Origin of the sequence: Telmatospirillum siberiense (genome assembly GCF_002845745.1) — a bacterium.
In the GTDB taxonomy this organism is placed as follows: Bacteria; Pseudomonadota; Alphaproteobacteria; order Rhodospirillales; family Magnetospirillaceae; genus Telmatospirillum; species Telmatospirillum siberiense.
In genome coordinates this window covers 40695-61470 of sequence record NZ_PIUM01000011.1, presented here as the reverse complement: position 1 = coordinate 61470, position 20776 = coordinate 40695, and the positions used below count along the sequence as shown (strand labels likewise).

The 20776-nt window shown below is 62.2% G+C and carries 18 protein-coding genes; 8 read left to right on the top strand and 10 right to left on the bottom strand.

From position 1 onward, the window contains the following. Positions 1–9 precede the first annotated feature (9 nt). Entirely contained in the window at positions 10–1011 is a 1002-nt protein-coding gene (locus CWS72_RS11355; protein ID WP_101250724.1) for an ABC transporter substrate-binding protein, read from the top strand. 131 nt (positions 1012–1142) lie between these two features. On the opposite strand, the gene CWS72_RS11350 is transcribed toward CWS72_RS11355, so the two are convergent. After that, entirely contained in the window at positions 1143–2033 is an 891-nt protein-coding gene (locus CWS72_RS11350) for a LysR substrate-binding domain-containing protein (protein ID WP_158240602.1), read from the bottom strand. A 153-nt stretch (positions 2034–2186) separates the two neighbouring features. Here CWS72_RS11350 and CWS72_RS11345 point away from each other — a divergent pair, with 153 nt between their 5' ends. From CWS72_RS11345 to CWS72_RS11335, 3 genes are all read left to right on the top strand, one after another. Beyond that, positions 2187–2411, top strand: coding sequence for a DUF1127 domain-containing protein (locus CWS72_RS11345; protein ID WP_101250722.1), 225 nt, complete (start codon positions 2187–2189; stop codon positions 2409–2411). A 254-nt stretch (positions 2412–2665) separates the two neighbouring features. Beyond that, positions 2666–4351, top strand: coding sequence for an FAD-dependent oxidoreductase (locus CWS72_RS11340; RefSeq protein ID WP_101250721.1), 1686 nt, complete (start codon positions 2666–2668; stop codon positions 4349–4351). Beyond that, on the top strand, positions 4348–5304 hold the full coding sequence (locus CWS72_RS11335) for an NAD-dependent epimerase/dehydratase family protein (protein ID WP_101250720.1): 957 nt from the start codon (positions 4348–4350) through the stop codon (positions 5302–5304). Before CWS72_RS11340 ends, CWS72_RS11335 begins: the two co-directional genes overlap by 4 nt. 5 nt (positions 5305–5309) lie before the next feature. Here the strand turns inward: CWS72_RS11335 and CWS72_RS11330 are convergent, their stop codons facing one another. From CWS72_RS11330 to CWS72_RS11305, 6 genes are all read right to left on the bottom strand, one after another. Next, a complete protein-coding gene (locus CWS72_RS11330; RefSeq protein WP_101250719.1) occupies positions 5310–5654 on the bottom strand; it encodes a hypothetical protein in 345 nt (114 codons plus the stop codon). Beyond that, positions 5651–6976: a lipopolysaccharide biosynthesis protein gene (locus CWS72_RS11325; protein ID WP_101250718.1), complete on the bottom strand. Its 1326-nt coding sequence runs from the start codon at positions 6974–6976 to the stop codon at positions 5651–5653. The genes CWS72_RS11330 and CWS72_RS11325 overlap by 4 nt, the downstream gene beginning before the upstream one ends. After that, positions 6973–8604, bottom strand: coding sequence for a glycoside hydrolase family 44 protein (locus CWS72_RS11320; RefSeq protein ID WP_241911687.1), 1632 nt, complete (start codon positions 8602–8604; stop codon positions 6973–6975). Before CWS72_RS11320 ends, CWS72_RS11325 begins: the two co-directional genes overlap by 4 nt. A 232-nt stretch (positions 8605–8836) precedes the next feature. Beyond that, positions 8837–10117, bottom strand: a complete 1281-nt coding sequence (locus tag CWS72_RS11315; protein WP_101250717.1) for a hypothetical protein — start codon at positions 10115–10117, stop codon at positions 8837–8839. A gap of 36 nt (positions 10118–10153) precedes the next feature. Further along, positions 10154–10897 (bottom strand): polysaccharide biosynthesis/export family protein, encoded by a 744-nt coding sequence (locus CWS72_RS11310; protein ID WP_101250716.1) that lies wholly within the window; start codon positions 10895–10897, stop codon positions 10154–10156. An 81-nt stretch (positions 10898–10978) separates the two neighbouring features. Further along, positions 10979–11563 (bottom strand): phosphatase PAP2 family protein, encoded by a 585-nt coding sequence (locus CWS72_RS11305; RefSeq protein WP_158240601.1) that lies wholly within the window; start codon positions 11561–11563, stop codon positions 10979–10981. 409 nt (positions 11564–11972) lie between these two features. Between CWS72_RS11305 and CWS72_RS11300 the strand changes: the two genes are divergently transcribed. From CWS72_RS11300 to CWS72_RS11285, 4 genes are read left to right on the top strand one after another with little or no spacing between them, the layout of a single operon-like run. Next, complete coding sequence (locus CWS72_RS11300; RefSeq protein WP_101250714.1) at positions 11973–14156, top strand: GumC family protein; 2184 nt, start codon at positions 11973–11975, stop codon at positions 14154–14156. Positions 14157–14168: 12 nt separating this feature from the next. Then, on the top strand, positions 14169–15167 hold the full coding sequence (locus CWS72_RS11295; RefSeq protein ID WP_101250713.1) for a DUF6492 family protein: 999 nt from the start codon (positions 14169–14171) through the stop codon (positions 15165–15167). A 3-nt stretch (positions 15168–15170) separates the two neighbouring features. Continuing rightward, a complete protein-coding gene (locus CWS72_RS11290) occupies positions 15171–15635 on the top strand; it encodes a hypothetical protein (protein ID WP_146002711.1) in 465 nt (154 codons plus the stop codon). Continuing rightward, positions 15632–16378 (top strand): WecB/TagA/CpsF family glycosyltransferase, encoded by a 747-nt coding sequence (locus CWS72_RS11285; protein WP_101250711.1) that lies wholly within the window; start codon positions 15632–15634, stop codon positions 16376–16378. The genes CWS72_RS11290 and CWS72_RS11285 overlap by 4 nt, the downstream gene beginning before the upstream one ends. Positions 16379–16396: 18 nt before the next feature. Here the strand turns inward: CWS72_RS11285 and CWS72_RS11280 are convergent, their stop codons facing one another. The 3 genes from CWS72_RS11280 to CWS72_RS11270 all read right to left on the bottom strand — a co-directional run bounded on the left by CWS72_RS11280 (position 16397) and on the right by CWS72_RS11270 (position 20751). Then, positions 16397–17839, bottom strand: a complete 1443-nt coding sequence (locus CWS72_RS11280) for an undecaprenyl-phosphate glucose phosphotransferase (RefSeq protein ID WP_101250710.1) — start codon at positions 17837–17839, stop codon at positions 16397–16399. Between the two features lie 552 nt (positions 17840–18391). Continuing rightward, complete coding sequence (locus CWS72_RS11275) at positions 18392–19339, bottom strand: aldo/keto reductase (protein WP_101250709.1); 948 nt, start codon at positions 19337–19339, stop codon at positions 18392–18394. Positions 19340–19353: 14 nt separating this feature from the next. After that, positions 19354–20751, bottom strand: a complete 1398-nt coding sequence (locus tag CWS72_RS11270) for a UDP-N-acetylmuramate--L-alanine ligase (RefSeq protein WP_101250708.1) — start codon at positions 20749–20751, stop codon at positions 19354–19356. Positions 20752–20776: the final 25 nt, after the last annotated feature.

Below are 20776 nucleotides of genomic sequence, written 5' to 3'. Positions count from 1 at the left end.
TGGACCCGTATGAAAGCTTTAGGAAAGATCGCCCTCATCGCCGCCCTCGTCGGCTGTTCGACGGCCGCATCGGCCGCCGACAAGCTGACGCTGCAATTGAAGTGGGTGACGCAGGCCCAGTTCGCCGGCTATTACGTCGCCAAGGACAAGGGGTTCTACAAGGATGCCGGCCTCGACGTCACCATCAAGTCGGGCGGCCCCGACATCAATCCCTCCCAGGTGATCGCCGGCGGCGGGGCCGACGTGGTGGTGGATTGGCTGCCCTCGGCGCTGGCCACCCGCGAAAAGGGCGTGCCATTGGTCAATATCGGCCAGATCTTCCAGAAATCCGCGATGATGCTGACCTGCCGCAAGGATTCCGGGATCACCAAGCCGGCCGACTTCAAGGGCCATACCCTGGGCGTCTGGTTCTCGGGCAACGAATATCCGTTCCTGTCCTGGATGGCCAAGCTCGGTTTCTCGACCAGCGGCGCCAACCCCGACGTCACCGTGCTGAAGCAGGGCTTCAACGTCGATCCCCTGCTGCAGAAGCAGGCCGCCTGTATTTCCACCATGACCTATAACGAATATTGGCAGGTGATCGAAGCCGGCGTGCCGGCCGGAGAACTGACCGTCTTCAAATACCAGGACCAGGGCGTCGCCACCCTGGAGGACGGCCTTTATACCTTGGAAAAGACCCTGGCCGACCCCAAGGCGGTGGAAAAGCTGGCCCGTTTCCTGAAGGCCACGGCCAAGGGCTGGGATTACGCCGCCGCTCACCAGCCGGAAGCCGTCGACATCGTTCTGGCCAACGACACCACCGGCGCCCAGACCAAGGAGCACCAGACCACCATGATGCAGGAAGTGGCCAAACTGCTGGACGGATCGAAGAAGGGAACCGGCTATCTCGACCCGGCGGAATTCGATCGCACGGTGGATATCCTTCTGTCGACCAAGTCGGCGCCGGTCATCACCAAGAAGCCCGAAGGCGCCTATAGCGCCAAGGTCTTCGACGCCGCGGCGAAACTGTAGGGCCCGCTCTCGCGGGAGGGTGAGGGGGAAAGTCGCATAAAACCTGAGTATTTTCTTCCGCCTGTCGGCGGAATGCCCCCTCATCCCAACCCTTCTCCCACGAGGGGAGAAGGGCTTTCGCCCTTCGGCTCTCAGCGCTCCAGCAGGCGCGGATCGGAACGGAAGGTTTCGGCGATGTGGGCGGCGAGCACATCGGTGACCGGTTGACGCGGATCCTTCCCTTTCAGCAATAAAATTCCGGTATCGGGCAAGTCCGGCAGGAATTCGCCGGGGGCCAGGGCCCGCAACCCTTCCGGCATCCAGGCCGGGGGAGAAATGGTGACGGCCAGCCCGGCCATCACCGGCGCATGAGTCCCGGCTTGCGAGGTCGAGGTATAGGCGACGCGGTAGGACCGGCCGGCGCGCTCCAGGCTGCGCAACGCGACACGGCGCCAAACGCAGCCGGAATCCGCCACCGCGAGGGGAACCGGATCCAGACGATGCGCGGCATATCGCTCCGAGGTGATCCACCGCAACGGTCCGCGCCATAACTCCATGACCGGCCAACGCCTCGGTTCATGCCCTTCCGAACAGACGGTCAAATCGAGTTCCCCGGCCTTCAGCCGTTCGACGACATCCGTGGATGGGGCGCAGGTGACATCCACCTGTACCGCCGGATGGCTATCGGCGAAGCGGCGCAGAATATGGGGCAGATACTGCAAGGCGTAGTCGTCCGGCGTTCCCAGACGCACCGTTCCATGGATCTGCGGAGCGCGGAAGGCCGACCATATCTCGTCATTGAGGGCCAGCAACTCGCGGCTTCGTTCCAGAAGATATCTGCCATGCGGCGTCAATTGGATCGCGCCCCCCTTGCCGCGGACGAGAACCTTCTGGCCGAGCACCGCCTCCAAACGCTGCACCTGCATCGATACGGCCGACTGGGTGCGGCCTATCCGCTCGGCGGCACGGGTGAAGCTGCCCTCCTCCGCGATAAAGGCGAACGCTCTCAACAGATCGGGATCAAGGCCGGCGGGATTTATCATGACCATAAAATTTCTTGATTCCGAACATCATGTCAATTCATTTCCGTTATACACGAGCTATCGGCATCATTCCCTTCCCGCCCCATTTTGAGCCCGTTCGGAAATACCCCCGTCATTTCCGGACAAACGCTTTGGACGAGAAGGACTCCGCTGATGACGATCGAAGAAAGGTTCCGATCCGCACTTCATAAGGTGGGCCGCCTCGAGTCCGCGCCATCGCGCCTATGGGCGGCGTGCGTCCGCTTCTGGACTGTCCGCAGCGCGCGCCGACGCCTGGCGCAGTGGGACGACCGCATGTTGCACGACATCGGCATTTCTCGTGGTCAGATCCACTATGAAACGTCACGGCCGATCGGCGACAGCCGCTCAGGGATGTGACATCGACATAAACCCGGTATCCTTAATAACCGGAGGGTGTTCTAATAGGTGCCGCTCATCACTCGACCGGTGTTGCGCCATATATCTAAAAGCGTATTATTCCTTCATCTGTATATATCAAATTGCCTATTATGGTGGAAAACCCATGACCGCGCGCGTGCCTCCCCGGCAGGAGATATCCTTAAGATGCCCGGAGCGGGCCTTCGTCGGCTTCGGCACCGCGCCCGAACAGTCTGATCGCAAGAACTAGCCCCATGATCATCGACGCCAACACTCTACCGGAGGGCGAGGCCCTTTCGGCCGACATCTGCATCGTCGGAGCGGGCGCGGTCGGCATCGCCATGGCGCTCGATCTCATCGGCAGCGGCCTCGACGTCCTGCTGCTGGAAGCCGGCGGCTTCGGGCGTGAAGAGGACACCCAGGCCCTTTACGCCGGTTCCGTCGCCGATCCGGCCTTGCACAGTCCTCCCGACACCTACCGCGAACGGCGGCTCGGCGGGTCGACGTCCACATGGGGTGGGCGCTCGATGCCCTTCGACCCCGTCGACTTCGAAAAGCGCGACTACATCGCCCATAGCGGCTGGCCCATCGGCCCCGCCGACCTCGCCCCCTTCTACCCCGAGGCCAACCGGATCTGCGAGGCGGGGCGTTTCGCCTATACCATCGAGACGGCCTTCGACCATCCCCGCAAACCGATGATCGACGGGTTCGAAAGCGCCAACTTCACGACCAATACCCTGGAGCGTTTTTCCTGCCCGACGGATTTCGGCCGGCGCTACAAACATAAGCTGGAGACCGCCTCCAACGTGAGGCTGGTCCTGCACGCCAATGTCGCGCATATCGCCCTCGACGCCCTGGGCGGAAAGGTCGACCGGCTGCACGTCGCAACGCTGACGGATCGTCACTTCGCCGTGCGCGCGCGGCACTTCGTCCTGGCCAATGGCGGATTGGAGGCGACCCGGCTTCTGCTGGCCAGCCGCGACGTGCATGCCAACGGCATCGGCAACCACCACGATCTGGTCGGACGCTTCTACATGTGCCACGTCGCCGGCACCATCGGGGCGATCCAATTCAACCGGCCGATCTGGAACGGCTATGACATCGCCGACGAAGGCACCTATTGCCGGCGGCGCCTCGCACTGCGCCCCGAAGCACAGCACCGCCACGGCATCGGCAACATCATCGCCCGTCTGCATCATCCCCGCATCACCGACCCGGCACATCGCAACGGCGTGCTGTCGATGCTCTATCTCGCGCGGATGTTCATACCTTATGAATATGGTAAACGCCTGCATGGCGGTGTCGATCTCGATGTTCCGACCAGGTTGAAACATCTCCGCAACGTGTTGACGGACATGCCGGACACCGCCGCCTTCATGCTGCATCTCCTGCTCAAGCGCCGTCTGGCCGAACGCAAGTTCCCCTCCATCATCATCCGCTCGAAGGCCCATCTCCATAGCCTCGATTTCCATGCCGAACAGGAGCCTAATCCGGCGAGCCGGATCACACTGAGCGGGGAGACCGATGCGCTGGGGCTGCCGCGACTGATGATCGACTGGCGCTATACGGCCAAGGATATCGACACCGTCTCGACCATGCTGGCGCTGCTGGCCGAGGATATCGCCAGCTCGGGCGTCGGACGTTTCGACTACGATCCCGCCAGCGTCGAACAGGAAATGACGCGCTACGGCGCCTATGGCGGGCATCATATCGGCGTCACGCGCATGGCCGCGTCTCCGCGTGACGGTGTCGTCGACGCCGATTGCACCGTCCATGGCGTGGCCAACCTGCATATCGCCGCGGCATCGGTTTTTCCCACCTCCAGCCAGGCCAACCCCACCTTGACCGTCATCGCCATGGGCCTGCGTCTGGCACGCCATCTCAAGGACCAGGCCACCCGGCCTCTCCGCGCGCGAAGCCTGGCAGGAACCATGTCATGAGCCGCTCCATCCTTGTATTGGGGGCCGGCGGTTTCATCGGTCGTCATGTGACGGCGTGCCTCGCCGCCTCCGACTGGGCGCGACCGATCGCCACCGGACGGCATCTGCCGGCCGGCCGGACCGAGAAGGGAACGAGCCTGCGTCTCGACATCACCGACGAAGCCGCGCTCGAACGGATCCTGGCGGGCGTCGACGGCGTGGTGAATTGCATGGCCGGACCGCCGCCCGCCGTGCAATGCGGCTACGAAACCCTTTTTCGAGCGGCGGAGAAGGCCGGGCGACCGGTCATCGTGCATCTCAGCTCGATGGCGGTCTATGGCAACGCCACCGGCCTGATCGGCGAGGATGCCGGTCTCGATGACGGCCAGGGCCCATATGCGGTCGCCAAGCTGGCCGGCGAGCGGCTGGCGGCGGACTATCGCCGATCCATCGTGCTGCGCCCCGGTTGCGTTTATGGCCCCGGCGGAGAGCAGTGGAGCGGACGCATCGCCCGTCTCTTGAAGGCGCGGCGAATCGGCGACCTCGGCGCCGGGGGGGACGGCATCGCCAATCTGGTCCATGTCGAAGATGTCGCGCGGGCCGTGCTCGCCGCCTTGCAAAATGAGCGGGCCGAGGGCCGGGCGTTCAATCTGGCGATGACCGGCGCCCCCACCTGGAACGACTACTTCCTTCAGTTCGCCAAGGCCTTAGGGGCCGTCCCGATCGCCCGGATTTCCGAACGCCGCATCGCCTTCGAGACCCGCTTCATCGCCGCGCCGCTGAAAATCGCGGAGATCGCAAGCCACCGCCTCGGCCTGGCGGCGGATCGTTTGCCTCCGCCCATTCCGCCTTCGCTGGCCCGTCTTTGGCGCCAGGAGATCCGGCTCGATTCGAGCAGAGCGGAAGAGACGCTCGCCATGCGGTGGAAACCGCTGGCCGAGGGTCTGGCGGAAACCGCCGCCTGGTATGGATAGGCGGTTCAGCGGACCGTGGGCAGCACCACGTCGGGCGTCGCCTGGCGGGTCTGATCGCGGATGCATTTCTGCAAAAGGGCATAGTCCTCGTCTCCGCCGGCGCGGGCCCGGAGATCGCAATCGCGCTGGATATATTCGGCCGTGTCCGGCCAGACGCGCTTGATCTGGTCGAGAGCGTCGCTCTGGGTGAGAAGGCATTTCTGCATCACCTCGGGCGAAAATCCGTCATTGGTATTAGCCAGCCGGCTGCAATGCGCATCCATGTCATAGCGGGAGGGGCGCTCATCGGCGATGGCGGACGAACAGACCGTCGCCAACAGCAGCGCCCCCAGAACCAACGGCCCTCTCATTTCACACCCTTTCCCCGAAAAACGCCGAACAGATGCGTCCAGGGACGCAGCCCCAGCCGACGCCGGGCCAGAGTGACGGCGCCGAACCCGTTCACGGCCAGGGAACCGGAAACCGCCCAGGCTGTTCCGGCCGCCCCGAAAGACGGCGTAAGACCGAGAGTTCCGATCAGCAGGACCAGAAGCGACATGGCGTTGAGACGCCGCAAATCGGCCAGATGACCGGTCATGCCGAGCAGTTCCGGCATCGCCGCCGAGGCCGCCGCCGCCAATTGCCCGAGCGCCAGAACCCGCAGCACCGACGCCCCATCGGCGTAACCGGGGCCGAACAAACCCAGCAATGACGCGGGAGAAACCAGCATGACGGCCACGGGCAGCACCACCAGGACGAGACAAAGCCCGATCGCCTGGGAGGCGGCGCGATCCAGGGCGGAAAGATCGCCCCCGGCATGCAGGGCGGCATAGCGCGGGGACGCCATGGCCGCCACGCCGCCGACCACGATATTGACGAGCAGCGCGATCCGCCAGGCCAGGGCGAAAAGACCGACCTCGCGGCTGGAGGCGAGGATCCCGAGGATCAGCACCGGCGCCGAGGAGATCGCCAGTTGCGTCAGTTCGAGGCTGAACAACGACAGCCCCTGGCGGAGCAGAGCCGGCGCCCCTCCCGTTCCCGCCGCCGCCGGCTTGGGCAGAAACTCCCGCAGCAGACCGCCGCCGACCAGAGCGGTGACCGCGAAGGACAGGGCGATGAGCAGCAGCGCGCCCTCCAGATTGATGCCGGTGCCCAAGGCGACCAGACAAAAAAGGGCCGGCCACAGCCAGGAATAGATCATCTGGGAAAAACCGATGCGCTGCAGCCCGGCCAGCCCGCCGGCCATCACCGTCCCCAGATTCTGAGGGATGATGGCAAGAGCGCCGAGGGCCAGCGGCCCGGCCAGGGCCGGTTTGCGCAAAACCAGTTCGGCGAAGGGCTGGGCGGCGGCAAAGAGCAGCAGCGACACCAGGCCGGAGGCGGCGAAAACCAGAACCAGGGCCCGGCGGACGGCCGGCACCGCCAGCCCCGGACGTCCCTCGGCCGTGACGATCGCCAGATGCCGGGTCAGTGCCCGATCGACCCCGAGCCGGCCGAGACCGCTCAATGCGGCCATCACGCTGAAGACGATATAAAACTGCCCCGCCCGCTCGACGCCGAGCGCCGCCGCGACCAGAAGATGGAAGCCGTAACGACTCGGCAGATCGAGAAAACGCGCGGCCACGCCGATCAGCGAGCCCCGGATCATGCCCCGTTGGCGGGCCGCCTTGCCGAAACGGATTCCAGGGCTCATGGCCGGGCGCCCTTGAACACGAAAAGCGTCACGCTGGGTCCGGGCACGGTGGTGGTGAAGGCTCCGTCCGCGAAATTTGCCGGCGGCAACGCTTCCAGGCGCCCCTCGGCCAATTGATAAGCCTCCACCCCGCCACGGCCGGCGAAATTCCGGATCTTGAGGGCGACCTGAGCGGATCCCGAAAGATCCTTGTCGATGACCATGACGGTCATCGCGCCGTCGGCGGCGCGCAGCGCCGCAAAGGCCGAAAGATGGTCGGGATCGGCGACGCGGGCGCTGATGCCGGTCTCGCCGAAAGCGGATTTCCGGCCGTCGTAATTACGGTAAAGCTTCATCGCCAGATAGGTCGGACTGCCGGTGGGGGGCGTCGCCCACCGCGCCGCCATGTCGAGCCCCTCCCGCCCGAAAATACCCAGCACGTCGGCCTGGGCGGTGGCGCCGTTCATCGTCGTCTCGGCGCCCCAGTTATACTCGGTGATGGCGATCGGCGTGCCCGGATGGTAGTAGCGGTCCACCCACTGCCGGAGTCTGGGAATCAGCGAGATCCTGTCGCGGATCCAGGTCGGATCGAGATAGTCCGGATCCCACAGATCGCGGGTCGAACGGTTGCGCAAGAGCTGGCCCGCCGGCGAAAGATCGCCGCCGTTCTCACTGTAGACGCCACCTTGCGGGTAGAAATGCACGCTGACCACATCGACGGGATGGCCGGCCGCCTTCCACCGGGTCAGAAGCCAGGGCAGATAATCCATCCCGTTCGTCTGAGTGGTCCGGTCGGGCGCTTTATCGAAGCCATGCTCGACGGCATATTGCTGGTCGAAACCGCTGTAGCGATAGGCCGTCCAGCCCCATTCCTCGGGCGCCACCACGCGCGCGCCGGGATCGATCGCCTTGACCATCCTGGCATAGGCCTCGACCTTGTCGGCGACCTCGCGCGCATGCGCGCCGACGGGGTGAACGTCACGATGGATGTCGTGCCAGAAGCTCGGTTCGTTATCCATGGCATAATAGGAAACGCCGCCTTTGCCGGCGCCCCCCCATTTGGCGAGCAGATGCTCCACCCATTTCCGTTCGTCTTCCGGACCATCGGGCATGGAGGCGTCGTTGGGATCGTTGCCGGTAATCGGTGTCCCGTCGAGACGCAGTCCGTTTCCGGCGTCGACAAATCCTTCGAGGTCGCTTTTCTGCTGCAAACCGTATTTGCCGATGGAAAAGCCGGCCAACGGCTTGCGCCCCTCGTCGAGCTTGGCGACCCAGCCGATCATCGGAACGGTCAGCATGGAGTCCGCGCCCGCCGCCTTGCTGAGGGCCACGAAACCATCTCCATGCTGGTCGAAGATATCGGTACCGCAGGCCAGACTTTCGAAAAACCAATCCTTGCCGGCGTTCCGCGCGTCGAGCCGCCAGTTGTACCGGGTCGCACTGTTCCCGCCCGAGCGGTTCAGCGGGACGTTCAGGTCGATCAGTTGAGCTTGCGTGGCATAGGAAACCCCATAGATCAGCGGGTTGATCGCCCGATGACCGGCGGAGGCGTCGATCTCCACATCGGTGGCCGCGGCCGGTGCCGCCATGCCCGGCGAAAGCAGCGCGGATAGGGCGATCAGCGCGGAACGAAGCGTTTTATCGAACATCTCGACCCCTTAGGGTTTGTCGTCATTTACCGCTCTTCTGGTATTTTGGTTTCGCGATTCAATCAAAAGACGTCATGCCCGGCCTTGAGCCGGGCATCCACGCCCCCGAACAAGTCTCCGTCGTTCGCTCCCACCACGTGGATGGCCGTGTCGAACACGGCCATGACGGTTTTTGGGGCCATCAGCACGATATCCCGGCAACTGACGACAAACCTTAAGCCTCCCGCTCTTCTCATTCTTGTTCCTGGGCGCGCATGGAATCCAACGCGGAGCTAGTCTCGGCCATCGCCTCCTCCGTTTCGAGGCGATGCCAGACATAGACGAAGATCGACAGGATGATGGCCGTTTCGCCGGGCGTCAGGGTCGGCGGGTACAGATTCGAAATGAGAATGACATAGACGACGTAGTCGTAGAGGCCGCCCAGAAAATGGCTGTCGACCCGCTGCTTCAGGCGATGAAAAAACAGGACGCCGCGTACTTCGTAAAGCAGGATCAAGCCCGCTCCGATCAGGCCGTATTCGAAAAGAATGCCGAGCCAGGTGATGTCGGCCAGAAAAAAGAAATGATTGAAGAAGGAGAAAAGGCTGTCCGAACTCGTCGGACTGATGGTCCCGACACCGAAAAGCCAGCGGACCGGATCGACGCCCAGGAAATTGACCGCCTTGGAGGCCGTTTCCCAACGCACATCGAAGCCCGTACTGGAATCGGTACTGAACATCGAGCTCAGATAACCGAAGGAGAACAACCCGGCCAGAGCCAGGGGCGCGGCCAGCATGAGAACCAGGCGCTTCAGCGGACCGACGGCCAGGAAGCTGTTGATCACCACCACACCGGCGATGCCGACCACCATGGCGCGGGTCTTCACCACCCACAAGGTCAGGGCGAATCCCACGAACGCCCCGGCCAGCCAGCGCAGGCGGTGGTCGTCGAGGAAACGGCGATAGCAATAAAACAGGGTGATCATGCCGAAATACATTGGCATGCGGATACGGTTGCCACGGCTATCGATGGAAAAAAGCGGCGACGACCCGAAAGCATAAACCGCGCTGTACCAGGCTTGCGGGACCAAAGCCCACAGCAGGATCAACGCGACATAGGTCACGACGCCCCAGATGACGAAGGCCACCGTCAGCTCGCGCAAACTGGGCCGCAGATAGATCAGCAACCCGAGGAAGCTAAAGAAGTTCAGGAGCGGCAGCAGTTTCACCTGGGCGGTAACGCCGGTGAAAAAATCCTGACTGAAATAATAGATCGCCGAGAAACTGGGCACCAGGATGAGCCAGACGGAGGTCAGCAGGATTTGCCGTAGGATGGGCAGGCGCGGATAGCGGAACAGCACGAGGGCGAGCGGCAGCGACAGGATGGGAAAGGCTTTTGAAAGCGCCCAGAACGGCAGCAGATCCTTCATATAATGGAAGCTTTGCCCGAAGAAGGGCAGAATCAGAAGAAGAACGGCCATGACGGCGGGCCGAAGCGGCTCGCCGGTGCCGGGCAACGAATTCTCAGGCGCCATGACCGCCCCCGGCAGCCGATCCGTCCGTCATCGCCGTCACGGTGTCGTCGCGGCGGTGCCGGCATTGTCGTTGATCGTGTAGCTCAGGCTCCGATTGAAAGGCAGGGTCCGGTTGATGTACTGGTCGATCCACAGATCGACCTCGGCGATCGACGACTTCGGAACGAAGATGGTGTCCTGCGGCTGCAATGCGACCGCCTGGGCCGGATCGCCGGTGTGGATCAGGGCCTCGAGGTCGACGACCCGCAGGACCGGCTTGCCATCGACGCCGGGCCGGATCAGCACGACCTGCTCGCTGCGCGCGGTATCCAAAAGCCCCCCGGCCACGGTGATGGCCTGCAACGGATCCATCTGGTTGCGAAGCGGAACGGCGCCCGGCAGTTTCACCTCTCCCCCGACATAGACCACCTGGGCGTAGTGGCGGATGCTGACGGAGGCATGAGCCTCCTTCACCACCTTGCGCTCGATCAGAGCTTTATCGATACCGGCCTCCACGCCGGAGACGGTTTGTCCACCGACGAAGACCGTGCCGACGACGGGCATGGTGAAACGCCCATCCGGTCCGACCGGACCTTCATAATTCAGTTCGGGATTGTAAGGCAGCACGACGGAAAGATCGTCCCCGGGGCCGACGCGGTATTCGGGGGCCATCCCGGCCAGCGGAGAAAAATGGGCGGCCTGCTGATGCCGGGGCTCGACGCTCGGAGCGCACCCCGCCAGAGCGGTCAAGATCACGGCGGCACAGACGAACTTTTTCATTTCCATTTCTACGTCGTTCATATCCCTCTAGTTGGAGGAATGTAACTGTCATGGGACGCCGGGTATACCGAAATTCAAACCGGCGGCGCGGGAAAGCAGGCCTCATTCACAGCCGGGAATGCGGCCCTGCAGATCGGAGGCGATCGCGGCGATAGCCTCCTCTATCGGCGGATTCAATCCAAAGGTTACCAGGATCGCCAATGCGGCGATCACCAGCAATTGACGGCGCCGGTGCATCATCGGCGGCTCATGGCCGAGCGACAGACCGAAAGCCACCGAGAAGCCCGTCCCCACCCCCATACCGGTCAGCACTTCCGGCAAATTGTGGGCGCCGATGGCCAGCCGCGAAACGGCGACAGCGAGAACGAACAGGGCCGTCCCCGCCAGAATGGGCAGCCTCCAGGCGGTCCCCCTCGCCATCAGGATGGCCAGACAGCCATAGACGACGGCGCTCATCGCCACATGTCCGCTCGGACTGGTGATCAAGCCGCCACCCGAGGTGCAGGCCCGAAAAGAGAGCTTCAACAGCAGAAGGACGAAAGCCGTGCCACCGGTAGCCAGGGCCAGGGCCACGCCGGCGCGTCGGCGATGCAAGATGAAAACGAGATAGACGATGACGAGGAAGGCAAGCGGCAGGGTGACCGCGCTATCTCCGAAATCGGTAATCCACCACCAAAAATCAGTCACGCAATCCCTCTCGTCCGACCGAACCTGGCGACCAGGAAAGGTCATCATTATACAGACGATCCCCTGACGTGGCTCGCCTCTATGAGTCCCTTGGCCTTAGCGCCGATATCCATCGGCTGGACCGCCACTTCATGGGCGGCCATACCGGCGAACACGTCAGGTCAACGGTCGCCGATATTACTTGGTCCAAAGCACCGCCCCCGGTCAACCTCGTTTCGACAGGACGCCGTAACGCGGAGGATTAATTGCAGTGACAACAATGATCGCAGATTGCGTAAACGCCCGTCTTAAGCCACACTCCGACCAGCTAATATCTGTTCCGGTTTCCTGGAGTTGCCTTAACATACCGGAAGCAAAACAACCAAATTCCTTATCATCAAATCGACACACTCAAAACGTGCAATGATCAATGACAACACAAAACAACAATAAAAACACACGAAAACAGAATCATACTACAGCACCGCAAATCTCTACGAGAGATTTGTTCAACGTGATATTTTACTATCGCGGAACAGCCTTATCTATTATTTTAATATTTCTATTCACAAGTATTGTCATCGCGTTCGCCATGCCCCCGGTCTATCGGGCGGAGGCCCGGCTTCTTACGCTTTATGCCGGTTATTATGATATGCAACTCAATCGGTCGGCGGGGCGCGCGGCACCGGCCTTCGACCCGACCCAGGTGGTCAATGTCGAGGCCCAGATTCTGTCCAGCCCTGAACTGCATCGGGCCATCGTCAAGGAGGAAATGGACGGACAGGCGGATACCGAGACGCTCGATCAGGCATTGCAGCGCTTCGACCGACGCTTCCACCTGGAAAAGGTCGATGCGGCCAATCTCATCGAAATCAGCTATGCCGATTCCGACCCCAACCATGCGGCACTTGTGCTCGAACAGCTCATTTCGCAATATTTTCGCCAGCGTTCCGGTGTTTTCATGCAAGGACGGGTGTCTTTCCTGATCGCCCAACGCGACAAGGTGCGCGAACAGCTCGATGCCGCCAATGCGCAACTGATCGCCTTTCAGCGCAGCCATGGCGTGGTCAATATCGACGCCCAGATCAACTCCACCGTCGCGCTGCAGGGTCTTTTGCTTCAGCGCAAACTGGAGAACGACAACACCCTGATCCAGGATAGCCGCACGCTTGAAGCCCTGGCCAAGGAGGCAAAAAAGGTTCCGGCCAGCATCGAGCTCTTCCGCGACAACACGGAAGCGGCCCATGCGCTCGATACCATGCAACTCTCCCTGTTGCAGCTCAAAAGCCGCCGCGCCGATCTGGCGGCACGCTACATGGCGGAATCGCCGTTCGTTCAACAAGTCGACCAGCAGATCTCCGATGTCGATGGTGCGATCGGCGAACAGAACTCCCGTCTGATCAGCGCGGTGCGTACCGGTCACAATTCCTATTATGACACCGTGCAGGATCGCGTCGTTCGCCTCAATTCCGACGTCGCCGGCGAAACAGCCCGCAAAACGACGCTCGAACAGCAGAACAAGGAAATCGCCGAAACCGTCCAGCGGCTCATCAGCACCGCCAATCAGCTTCGCCGCATGGAGATCGACCGGGACCTCCTGGTCGAAAGCTTCAAGACCTTCTCACGCCAGGTCGAGGACGCGCGTATCGAGCAAAATCAGATGGACACCTCGTCCAGCACGAATGTGCGCATCATCCAGGCGCCCTTCCCGCCGACCCATCGCAGCAATCCACCGCTCCTCTTCGTGGCGGCCGGACTGGTCGCCGGCATCCTGGTGGCCGGCCTCTCGGTCATCGTCCTGTCCAGTTTGCGGGAAACCTTCCTGAGCCCGGAGGAAATCGAACGCTCGCTCGGCTTGCCGGTGCTGAGCGCGCCCTTGAGCTCAGAACCGGCGCCGACGATCATCAGCAAGTTGAAAGAAAGCAGAATCGGGCCGCTGCTGCGAGCCCGGGGAAGAGCGGAGATGCCTCCCGGCCGTCACGGAGACGGCCCGCGCAAGGACGACTATGGCCGGATGATCATGGCCATCAACAACAGTTCGGCGACGCCCTCCAAACTGGTTCTGCTGCTTTCCTTCCGCGATGACGACGGGCTGCCCGCCATCGTCGAGGACCTAGTCGAGGAGTTGGAAAGGCGCTCGACCCGCTCGGTGCTGTTGCTCGAACTCGCCGCGGGCGAGACGCCCCGGGATATCGCCGGCTCAGAAGCCCATAGGCCGAACGCAAGCGGGACGGAGGAGAGGCCGATCGTAAACGGCGCCACCGATGCCATCTTTGAATTCACCCCGGTTGCAAGGCGCCGCATCGTCGTCGGACGACGCCGGCCCAATGTCGTCATGCCGATCGGACGCCAAGCCACCGAACTGTTTGACGCCCTGCGGCAAAACCATGATTACGTGGTGATTCACGCCCCGGCGGCCAGCCACTCCTTCATCGGCATCGAGACATCGCTGCTGGCCGACGCCACCATCCTGGCCATCCGGGCGGAAGCGACGAGGAAACCGGTGGCGTTGATGCTCAAAACGCAGGTACAGGATGCCGGCGGACTGATCGCCGGCATCGCCATGACCAACCGCCACAGCTATATCCCAGATTTCGTTTATCGCTTCCTCTGACGGCGCCGCCCCATGATCCTTCCCGAAACGAAAATCAGCGCCGTCCTCCCCATCAAGACACGCGGGCGGCATTACGCCGACAATATCGCCCGCTGCGACGTTCTATTCTCGTCGCTGCGCCATTTTTCCAGCCCCGATATCTTCGACAAATTCCTCGTCATCGTGCCGCATGACGAATTCGAGGACGCCCGGCGCTACGCCGTGGCCTGGCGGGACTTTCCCATCGAAGTCATCGACGAGTCGGTTCATATGACCGCCTTCGCCGAGTTCAATCAACGCCACCAGATCCGCCCCTGGCACCGTCAGCAGATCATCAAGCTCTATACTCCGGCTCTCATCGACACCGAATATTTCATGGTGTTCGATCCCGACGTCTTCGCCATCCACTCGTTCGGCATCGAGGACTTGATCGTCGACGGCCGGGCCCTCACCTATTGCCAGCCGCGCATGCGCGAGCCGCATCTGTGGCGCCCCTCGGCCGAACTTCTGCAACAGGATCCGCATCTCGACCGTGACGGCATCTGGTGGACACCGGCGATTTTATCCAAGACGCTGGTCGAGCGACTGCACCGCAGGCTGGAGGAGCTTTACCCCGGGGATTGGATCCGCACCCTTCTCTCCAACTACATGATCGACTGGACGGAATACACGCTCTATTGGCTGAACGCCGAACGCGAGGGATTGCTGGAGCGTTACCATGTGACCGCCGGGCCCGGGCGACGATCGATGCATGCCTCGGAAAGCGTCTGGTATGCCGGCAAGAAAGGCCGCAATCTGGACGAATGGCAGGCCGACCACCATTTCGCGCCGGAGAGCGACGGCCTGTTCGCGGTGGTGCAAAGCAACACCTTCATCCCACCGGCTCGCGTCGTGGAAAAGTTGCGTCCCTATTTTCCGATCGCGCTGCAACCCTACGATCGTCACGAAAGCCTGCTTCTCAAGGGATTGGAGCTCTACTCCGCCGTCGCCCGGAGGTTGCTCCAGACCTTGCGCCGAAGCCGCCGGAGCTGACGCGTGAGAAGACGTCATCAAGGACCCCGATCTGCGGCGGCATTCCTCGCGCTCTTGGCGCTTGCCGCACTGCCGCTCATACCGTCCGGCGCGGCGGCCCAAGGCACCCTCACCCAGCCGCGCATGCAGATTTATGCCGGACCGCTGCACCGGGAATATCTAGGCTGCCTCAATTGCGATCGTTATGACGTCAATTCGGTGTGGAATGGCTATGGCCCGTACGGCTGGGACAACGGCTACGCCGGCGCCAGCCACTTCGCCGTCTATCGCGCCCCGCACGGTCGTTATTCCGCCTGCGATCCCTTCGCCGCCGATCCGCCGATCCTACTCGATACCTCCGGCAAGGATTACGGCCGCCTCAATGTCTCGGCGACGCGCGCCGACGGCATTTGCGGTCCGCACGGGGCTCCCAGCATCTGCGAAACCCTGAAAAACATGTGCGAACGAAACCAGGAACCGCCCCAATGACCGGGCCGACCATCTTTGGTTTTTCCGTCAGCCCGATGACCGCCGCCCAGGTGGTCGCCCATATTCTCACCACGCCGCGCAACGCCGATGTCGGACTGGTGGTTACCCCCAACATCCAGCATGTCGCGCTTTTGCGAGGCGACAAGGCCTTCCGGGAAGCCTATGCGGCTGCCGAGATCGTGACCTGCGACGGCTTTCCGGTACATCATTATGCGCGTCTGCGTCATTGCCCCTCGCCGGGACGGGTGACGGGATGCGACATCGTCGCCACCCTGATGGCCGATCCATGCACGCTGGCCGGACAGCGCCTGTTCTTCGTCGTCGATCAGGACGACACCGCGCGCGCCATCACCACCTGGGCCGCCGCGGGGGCCCTCGATGCCGCAACCTATGTTCCCCCCTTCGGATTCGAGAAAGACGTCGACGCCTGCCGGACCCTTGCCGCGACGATCGCCGCGCATGGTACGACCCTGCTGTTCATGGGGATCGGCGCCCCGAAAAGCGAGATTTTTGTTCATCGGCATCGCGCGCATCTTCCACCGTGCTGGGCGCTTTGCGTCGGACAGGCGGTAAAAATGGCCCTGGGCCTCACTCCCCCCCCGCCTTCGGCGGCGAAAAGGCTCAACCTCGAATGGTTCTGGCGCATCCTGCTGGAACCCAGACGAATGAGCCGCCGCTATCTCCATTCGACACTGGGTTTTCTGCTGGCCGTGGCCGAGGATTTGCGCCGGGCTTCGCGATAAGGACCCGCAACCGATCTTTCAATAGGCGTTGCGGTTGATCAATCCGACGAACGGGGTCATCAGCAAAATTCGGATGTCGAAGAGTATCGACCAATTTTCGATGTACCAAAGATCGCAATCGACGCGTTGGCGGATATGCTTCTCGTCCTCGACGCTGCCGCGCAGCCCGTTGACCTGAGCCCAGCCCGTAATGCCTGGCCGCACCCGGTGCCGGGAGTAGTACTGGCTTACCTGACGTGCGAATTGCCGATCATGGTAAACCGCGTGGGGACGCGGGCCGATGATCGACATTTCCCCTTTCAACACATTGAGAAGTTGCGGCAATTCATCAAGGCTGGTGCGCCGGAGAAACCGGCCGACCCGGGTGACGCGGGGATCGTTCCGCCGGGCCGCGTTGGTGACGCCGTCCGGCTCGGAACTGGATGAGTCCATGGTGCGGAATTTGTAAACCCAAAAATTCCGGCCGTTAAAGCCACTTCGCAACTGCCGGAACAACGCAGGGCCGGGACTGTCCAATTTGATCGCCAGCGCGATCAGCAGGCAAACAGGCAACACCACGGGCAGCATCAAGGCGAGCAGCACGCCATCCTCAATCCCTTTGACCAGCCAATCCAAACCATCGAACGGCCTGCGGACGACAGTGAACATCGGCAGTCCGCCAAGGGTCGTGGCGATGGAATTGCGAAACAGGGGAAAGCTGCGAACCACGAAGCCCAGACCTTCCGGGCAAATCTGGACTTCGACGTCGAGAACCTGCAGCATCTCGATCAATTCCCGCAGGCGCCGCTCGCTTGACCATGGCAGCGTGATGACCACGCAATCGACCGGTGTCGAACGGGCCCAAATCAACAGATCCGAGACTCGCCCGAGAATGGTCACACCCCGCTCGTTCGCGTTCTTTTGCAGGCGGACGATCCTGTCGTCGAACACACCGACGACTTCGACATGGTCACCGTGGCTTCGCAGGTGATGGTAAAGCTGAAGACCACCCTCGTCGGCGCCGATAATGGCGACCCTTACCGAAAGTCGCCCCGCTTTTTGCGCCCGTCGCACCACGATGGTCATTAAAATCCGGGCCGCGACGAAACCGACAGCGGCCAGACACAGCCACGCGCCGGCCCATAACCGGGAAAAATCGCCCGTCACCTTGAAGGCGAAGGCGGCGGCCAACAATAACAGGAAAACCAGCAACCAATGCCCGACCACCCGGAGGGTCAATGCCCAGAAATTTTCCGCGTTGGTGGTCAGATAAGCCTGACCAAGATTCATCACGACCAGAGACAACGCCGCGGCGAAGATAATGGCGAACAGTTCCGGTTGCGGCGGCGATTCCAAACCGTTGCGCAGCCAGTAAGCGACTATTCCACTGACGACGACGATGGCGAGATCGACCAGGCGCAAGGTCAGCAACACGGCGGCCAGCCAACCAAGCCGCCGCAGCTTCTTTATTTCCGTCGGCATCTGCGAAGGTCTCGCCGCACTCTAAAGCTGTGAACCGTTGACAAGCTTTTGCAGGGTTTTCGCCATAATCGAAAACCATGGAAGCGGCGCGGAACAAAACGTCCTGAGCGACACCCAACCAGCCTATTCAACTCCTCGGAGTCATAATATGCGGACGGGAACACCCTCTCAAGATAAGTTAGGTAAAATTGTTGTAAAATTTACGTATTTAGATTTGAATCAGTGTATGTTTTGAATATCCATTTACAAAATAGACCTTATGTATACTTTATGTAATAGAGATATCTCGTCCGATCAGTGGAAAAATAGGGGCGGAAGACATATCAAAAACATATCAATCCTGACGAAAATCTACCAAAAATTGCATACTATTACCAAAACAACCCGCCAAGTCACCAATCAACGACAATCGACAGGCGTCATCGGACGTGGTCAAGAGTCCGACATGCCGGACGGGCTCGGTTTTTTTCGGAAGCGACGTTTTTGAAAGAGAACGCGAAGCCTGGATTGCCTCGGTGGAAAATGGAGGCAGTCCAGGGCGCGATGAATATTTCAGGCGCTGGCGCGATCGAGCTCGGCCACGGTTTCACTGTCGAGGACAATTGCCGGCGCTTTCAGCAATTCGGCAAGTTGACCTAGATCCGTCGCGCTGACGATCGGCGCCGTGACCGCCGGCTTGGCGAGCAGCCAGGCGAGCGCGATCTGGCTCATGCTGGCCTTGTGGCGTTTCGCCGCCGCCTCCAATGCCGCCAATACGCGCAACCCCCGATCGGTGAGGTATTCCTTCACCTTGGCGCCACGGGCGCGATCGGCCAGATCGGCGGTGCTGCGGTATTTGCCGCTCAGAAAACCGGCGGCCAGGGCGTAATAGGGGGCGACCCCCAACCCTTCCGCCCGGCACAGAGGCGCCAGCTCGGCCTCGAACCCCGTCCTGTCCATCAGATTGTAACCGGGCTGCAGACATTCATAGCGAGGCAGGCCCAGACGGACGCTGGTGTCGAGCGCCAGCTTGAGACGGGCCGCCCCATAATTCGAAGCGCCGAGGACGCGCACCTTTCCCTGCCGGACGAGATCGGCGAACGTCTGCAATGTTTCCTCAAGCGGCACGGACGGATCGTCGGCATGGGAATAATAAAGATCGATGTAATCGGTCTGCAGCCGCGTCAGCGACGCCTCGACCTCGCGGACGATCCAGGCGCGGGACAGCCCCTCGTCACCCGACCCCATGCGCTTGCCGACCTTGGTGGCGATCGTCACCTTGTCGCGCCCGCCCGTCCGCTTCAGCCAGCGACCGATGATCGTCTCGGACTCCCCGCCCTGATGGCCAGGCACCCAGGCCGAATAGACGTCGGCCGTATCGATGGCGTTGAAGCCGGCGTCCATCAAGGCGTCGAGCAGGCGGAAGGACATCGCCTCGTCGGCCGTCCAGCCAAAGACATTGCCGCCGAAGATCAACGGCGGCACTGAAAGCTCCGAACGGCCCAACTGATGCTTCGTCATGAGAATTCTCCGATCTATCGAGAAAAACTCGCCAGCAGGTCCCCGGCGAACTGCGAAAGAGTGTCGTCACGGGCCCCCATCACCAGGATACGGTCGCCGGGACGCGCGAGTTCCAGCAACTTGTCGCCACAGGCGGCCCGCTCGCTCAAGGCGAAGGCATGGCGCCCCCGGGCCGCGATGCCCGAAACGATATCGGCACTGGTCACGCTGCGATCCACGGTGCCGCCGAAATAGACCGGATCGGGCATGACGAGCACATCGCCCTCGGTCATGTCGCGGACGAATTCCGCGATGAAGGCGTCCTTCATCATTCGCAACGGACCGAAGCCATGGGGTTGAAACATGATGAGCAGCCGTCCGGGAAAGTTGTGCAGCGTCTCCAGGGTCGCGGCGATCTTGTCCGGATTGTGGGCGAAATCATCGATGACGGTAACGCCTGCGGCCGTCCCCACCACCTCCAGCCGGCGGCGGATCCCTTCGAACCCGGCCAGGGCCTCGGCGGCATCGGCCAATGGCACGCCCAGGGCGCGGACGGCGCCCAGCGCAGCCAAGGCGTTGGAAACATTATGGCGACCCGGAACGCGAAGCCGCACGGGGATGCGCCGAGCGCCATCGACGACCAGGAAGGACACGCCGTCCGCCGCCGGCGCGATCCCCTCCGCCGCAAGGTTCGCCCCAAGCTCGGACAGGCTGTAGGTGACGCATTTTCCGGCCGGCATGGCGGCCGCCAGCCGCGCCGTTTCCGGATTGTCGAGATTGAGGACGGCGAGATCCGCCTTGTCGACGAAATCGCCGAACAGGCCGCGCAGTTCCTCCAGCGATTTATGGTCCAGGGCTATGTTGTTGAGAACCGCCACCCGGGGACGATAAAGCGCGATGGAACCGTCGCTTTCATCGACTTCGCTGACGAAGGGACCGCCGCCACCGATCAGGGCGCTGGCGAACGGCGCTTCGGGCGTGATGAAATTCTTCATGACCGCGCCGTTCATGACGGTTGGTTCACGGCCGAGCCGATGCAGGATCCAGCCGATCATTCCCGTCGTCGTCGACTTGCCGCTGGTCCCGGCGACCCCGATGCCACAGGCCGCGCCGTTGAACAGCTCCGCCAGGAGTTCGGCCCGGGTGATCAGCTTGGCGCCGAGCCTCCGGGCCGCTTGCACGTCGGGAACCGTCTCCTCGACGGCCGCCGACGTGACCAGCACAAGGCCGGCCCTCGCCACGCCGCTGCCATCCTGGGGAAACAGCGGAATTCCCCGGGCGCGAAGAAAGTCGAACTTCGCCGCCGTCCGTCCCTGGTCGAGGGCCCGGTCGGAACCGGCCACGCCAACCCCTTCGGACTGTACGATCAAGGCAAGCGGCAGCATGCCGCTGCCGCCAATTCCGCAAAAGAAATAAAGGCTGTCTCGCTCCATGGGCGGAAGCTACAATCAGCCTCCG

Excerpts from the sequence above, each read along its gene's own strand:
- CWS72_RS11350 (WP_158240602.1), bottom strand. The coding sequence starts at position 2,033 with ATGATAAATCCCGCCGGCCTTGATCCCGATCTGTTGAGAGCGTTCGCC.
- CWS72_RS11345 (WP_101250722.1), top strand. The coding sequence starts at position 2,187 with ATGACGATCGAAGAAAGGTTCCGATCCGCACTTCATAAGGTGGGCCGC.
- CWS72_RS11285 (WP_101250711.1), top strand. The coding sequence starts at position 15,632 with ATGACCGGGCCGACCATCTTTGGTTTTTCCGTCAGCCCGATGACCGCC.
- CWS72_RS11315 (WP_101250717.1), bottom strand. The coding sequence starts at position 10,117 with ATGGCGCCTGAGAATTCGTTGCCCGGCACCGGCGAGCCGCTTCGGCCC.
- CWS72_RS11300 (WP_101250714.1), top strand. The coding sequence starts at position 11,973 with ATGACAACACAAAACAACAATAAAAACACACGAAAACAGAATCATACT.
- CWS72_RS11295 (WP_101250713.1), top strand. The coding sequence starts at position 14,169 with ATGATCCTTCCCGAAACGAAAATCAGCGCCGTCCTCCCCATCAAGACA.
- CWS72_RS11335 (WP_101250720.1), top strand. The coding sequence starts at position 4,348 with ATGAGCCGCTCCATCCTTGTATTGGGGGCCGGCGGTTTCATCGGTCGT.
- CWS72_RS11320 (WP_241911687.1), bottom strand. The coding sequence starts at position 8,604 with ATGTTCGATAAAACGCTTCGTTCCGCGCTGATCGCCCTATCCGCGCTG.
- CWS72_RS11330 (WP_101250719.1), bottom strand. The coding sequence starts at position 5,654 with ATGAGAGGGCCGTTGGTTCTGGGGGCGCTGCTGTTGGCGACGGTCTGT.
- CWS72_RS11275 (WP_101250709.1), bottom strand. The coding sequence starts at position 19,339 with ATGACGAAGCATCAGTTGGGCCGTTCGGAGCTTTCAGTGCCGCCGTTG.
- CWS72_RS11340 (WP_101250721.1), top strand. The coding sequence starts at position 2,666 with ATGATCATCGACGCCAACACTCTACCGGAGGGCGAGGCCCTTTCGGCC.
- CWS72_RS11280 (WP_101250710.1), bottom strand. The coding sequence starts at position 17,839 with ATGCCGACGGAAATAAAGAAGCTGCGGCGGCTTGGTTGGCTGGCCGCC.
- CWS72_RS11355 (WP_101250724.1), top strand. The coding sequence starts at position 10 with ATGAAAGCTTTAGGAAAGATCGCCCTCATCGCCGCCCTCGTCGGCTGT.
- CWS72_RS11270 (WP_101250708.1), bottom strand. The coding sequence starts at position 20,751 with ATGGAGCGAGACAGCCTTTATTTCTTTTGCGGAATTGGCGGCAGCGGC.
- CWS72_RS11325 (WP_101250718.1), bottom strand. The coding sequence starts at position 6,976 with ATGAGCCCTGGAATCCGTTTCGGCAAGGCGGCCCGCCAACGGGGCATG.
- CWS72_RS11310 (WP_101250716.1), bottom strand. The coding sequence starts at position 10,897 with ATGAACGACGTAGAAATGGAAATGAAAAAGTTCGTCTGTGCCGCCGTG.